Source organism: Antrihabitans stalagmiti, assembly GCF_016482825.1.
Classification (GTDB): Bacteria; Actinomycetota; Actinomycetes; order Mycobacteriales; family Mycobacteriaceae; genus Antrihabitans; species Antrihabitans stalagmiti.
The window spans coordinates 1,998-5,533 of record NZ_JAEMNV010000027.1 but is presented as its reverse complement, the minus strand read 5'-3'; the positions used below and the strand labels follow the sequence as shown (position 1 = coordinate 5,533).

General features: G+C 55.3%; 2 rRNA genes. Both read right to left on the bottom strand.

Going from position 1 to position 3,536, the window contains the following annotated elements:
• Positions 1–48: 48 nt before the first annotated feature.
• Positions 49–165: ribosomal RNA gene (gene rrf, locus JGU71_RS29505) — 5S ribosomal RNA — on the bottom strand.
• Between the two features lie 122 nt (positions 166–287).
• Positions 288–3,420 (bottom strand): 23S ribosomal RNA (locus JGU71_RS29500).
• Positions 3,421–3,536 lie beyond the last annotated feature (116 nt).

The window sequence follows — 3,536 nt, the reverse complement described above, 5'->3', positions numbered from 1 at the left end:
AAATGACGAAAGGGGACCCAGTTGTCTGGGTCCCCTTTCGGAAAGTATGTTCGGCGGTGTCCTACTCTCCCACACCCTGGCGGGTGCAGTACCATCGGCGCTGACAGGCTTAGCTTCCGGGTTCGGGATGGGTCCGGGCGTTTCCCTGTCGCTATGGCCGCCGTAACTCTGTGAAACTGTCACACGGAACCAGTTGGCCAACGGTCCACCGGGTGGGTGGGGTTGGTTTGTGGTTCTGAAACGTGTGTGTTGTTTCAGATACTGCACAGTGGACGCGTAGCTTCTTTGTTGGTAAGTCCTCGGCCGATTAGTACCAGTCACCTGCACCTATTACTAGGCTTCCAGTTCTGGCCTATCAACCCGGTGGTCTGCCGGGGGCCTTAACCACTCGATGGTGGTGAGAAACCTCATCTTGGAACAGGCTTCCCGCTTAGATGCTTTCAGCGGTTATCCCTTCCGAACGTAGCTAACCAGCGGTGCTCCTGGTGGAACAACTGGCACACCAGAGGTTCGTCCGTCCCGGTCCTCTCGTACTAGGGACAGCCTTCCTCAAGTTTCTTACGCGCGCGGCGGATAGAGACCGAACTGTCTCACGACGTTCTAAACCCAGCTCGCGTGCCGCTTTAATGGGCGAACAGCCCAACCCTTGGGACCTACTCCAGCCCCAGGATGCGACGAGCCGACATCGAGGTGCCAAACCATCCCGTCGATATGGACTCTTGGGGAAGATCAGCCTGTTATCCCCGGGGTACCTTTTATCCGTTGAGCGACACCGCTTCCACTTGCCGGTGCCGGATCACTAGTCCCGACTTTCGTCCCTGCTCGACCTGTCAGTCTCACAGTCAAGCTCCCTTGTGCACTTGCACTCGACACCTGATTGCCAACCAGGCTGAGGGAACCTTTGGGCGCCTCCGTTACATTTTGGGAGGCAACCGCCCCAGTTAAACTACCCACCAGGCACTGTCCCTGAACCAGATCATGGTCCGAGGTTAGAAGTCCAATACGATCAGAGTGGTATTTCAACGATGACTCCACGAACACTGGCGTGCCCGCTTCACAGTCTCCCACCTATCCTACACAAACCGTACCGAACACCAATACCAAGCTATAGTGAAGGTCCCGGGGTCTTTTCGTCCTGCCGCGCGTAACGAGCATCTTTACTCGTACTGCAATTTCGCCGAGTCTATGGTTGAGACAGCTGAGAAGTCGTTACGCCATTCGTGCAGGTCGGAACTTACCCGACAAGGAATTTCGCTACCTTAGGATGGTTATAGTTACCACCGCCGTTTACTGGGGCTTAAATTCTCAGCTTCGCCATTGCTGGCTAACCGGTCCTCTTAACCTTCCAGCACCGGGCAGGCGTCAGTCCGTATACATCGTCTTACGACTTCGCACGGACCTGTGTTTTTAGTAAACAGTCGCTTCTCACTGGTCTCTGCGACCTCCCCCAGCTCACACCGTAAAGGTGATCACCAACAGAGGTCCCCCTTCTCCCGAAGTTACGGGGGCATTTTGCCGAGTTCCTTAACCATAGTTCTCTCGATCGCCTTAGTATTCTCTACCTGACCACCTGTGTCGGTTTGGGGTACGGGCCGTGTATCAGCTCGCTAGAGGCTTTTCTCGGCAGCATAGGATCATGGAATTCGCCTCATTCGGCTACGCATCACCTCTCAGGCTGTATGAACGGCGGATTTGCCTACCGTTCGCCCTACAGGCTTACACCAGTACAACCACTGACTGGCCCCACTACCTTCCTGCGTCACCCCATCGCTTGACTACTACCAGCCGAGGTCCCGTGCATCTAGATCCGGTCTCCCGAAGGAGATCCATCACCGTCTGGACGGTTAGTACAACTGATTCGTCATGGGCGCGGATACACGGGTACGGGAATATCAACCCGTTGTCCATCGACTACGCCTGTCGGCCTCGCCTTAGGTCCCGACTAACCCTGGGCGGATTAACCTGGCCCAGGAACCCTTGGTCATTCGGCGGACGAGTTTCTCACTCGTCTTTCGCTACTCATGCCTGCATTCTCACTCGTGTGGCCTCCACACCTGGATCACTCCGGCGCTTCCATGGCCACACGACGCTCCCCTACCCATCCACACCACTGCACACGAATCCGTAAACTCGTGCGGGTGTTATGTGAATGCCGCGGCTTCGGCGGTGTACTTGAGCCCCGCTACATTGTCGGCGCAAAATCACTTGACCAGTGAGCTATTACGCACTCTTTCAAGGGTGGCTGCTTCTAAGCCAACCTCCTGGTTGTCTTCGCGACTTCACATCCTTTTCCACTTAGTACACGCTTAGGGGCCTTAGCCGGCGATCTGGGCTGTTTCCCTCTCGACTACGAACCTTATCGCCCGCAGTCTCACTGCCGCGCTCTCACTCACCGGCATTCGGAGTTTGGCTGATTTCGGTAAGCTTGTAGGCCCCCTAGACCATCCAGTAGCTCTACCTCCGGTGAGAAACACGCGACGCTGCACCTAAATGCATTTCGGGGAGAACCAGCTATCACGGAGTTTGATTGGCCTTTCACCCCTACCCACAACTCATCCCCTCAGTTTTCAACCTAAGTGGGTTCGGTCCTCCACGACGTCTTACCGTCGCTTCAACCTGGCCATGGGTAGATCACTCCGCTTCGGGTCTAGAACATGCGACTCTGACCGCCCTATTCGGACTCGCTTTCGCTACGGCTACCCCACACGGGTTAACCTCGCCACATGCCACTAACTCGCAGGCTCATTCTTCAAAAGGCACGCCATCACCCACCACCCACTAAAGGATGCACAGGCTCTGACGGATTGTAAGCGCACGGTTTCAGGTACTATTTCACTCCCCTCCCGGGGTACTTTTCACCTTTCCCTCACGGTACTAGTCCGCTATCGGTCACCAGGGAGTATTCAGGCTTATCGGGTGGTCCCGACAGATTCACAGCAGATTTCACGGGCCCGCTGCTACTCGGGAATAATTCACGAGAGACAAGAAGTTTTCGTCTACGGGATTCTCACCCTCTACGACAGGCCGTTCCAGACCACTTCGACTAACAACTTGTTTTCTTACTCTCGCCCGTCACGGCAGTAACGGGAAGAAAAATCCCACAACCCCACAAATGCAACCCCTGCCGGGTATCACACATCCATGGTTTAGCCTCATCCGCTTTCGCTCGCCACTACTCACGGAATCACTGTTGTTTTCTCTTCCTGTGGGTACTGAGATGTTTCACTTCCCCACGTTCCCTCCACACACCCTATATATTCAGGTGCGGGTAACACGACATCACTCGTGCTGGGTTTCCCCATTCGGACACCCTCGGATCTCAGCTCGGTTGACAGCTCCCCGAGGCTTATCGCAGCCTCCTACGTCCTTCATCGGCTCCTGGTGCCAAGGCATCCACCGTACGCTCTTACACACTTACTAACAAAGATGCTCGCGTCCACTGTGCAGTTCTCAAACAACACACCCCCATCGAACGAACTCGGCACCATGACCACCCGAAAGCGCGGTATGCCCGAAATCCGACAAGGATCGTTATC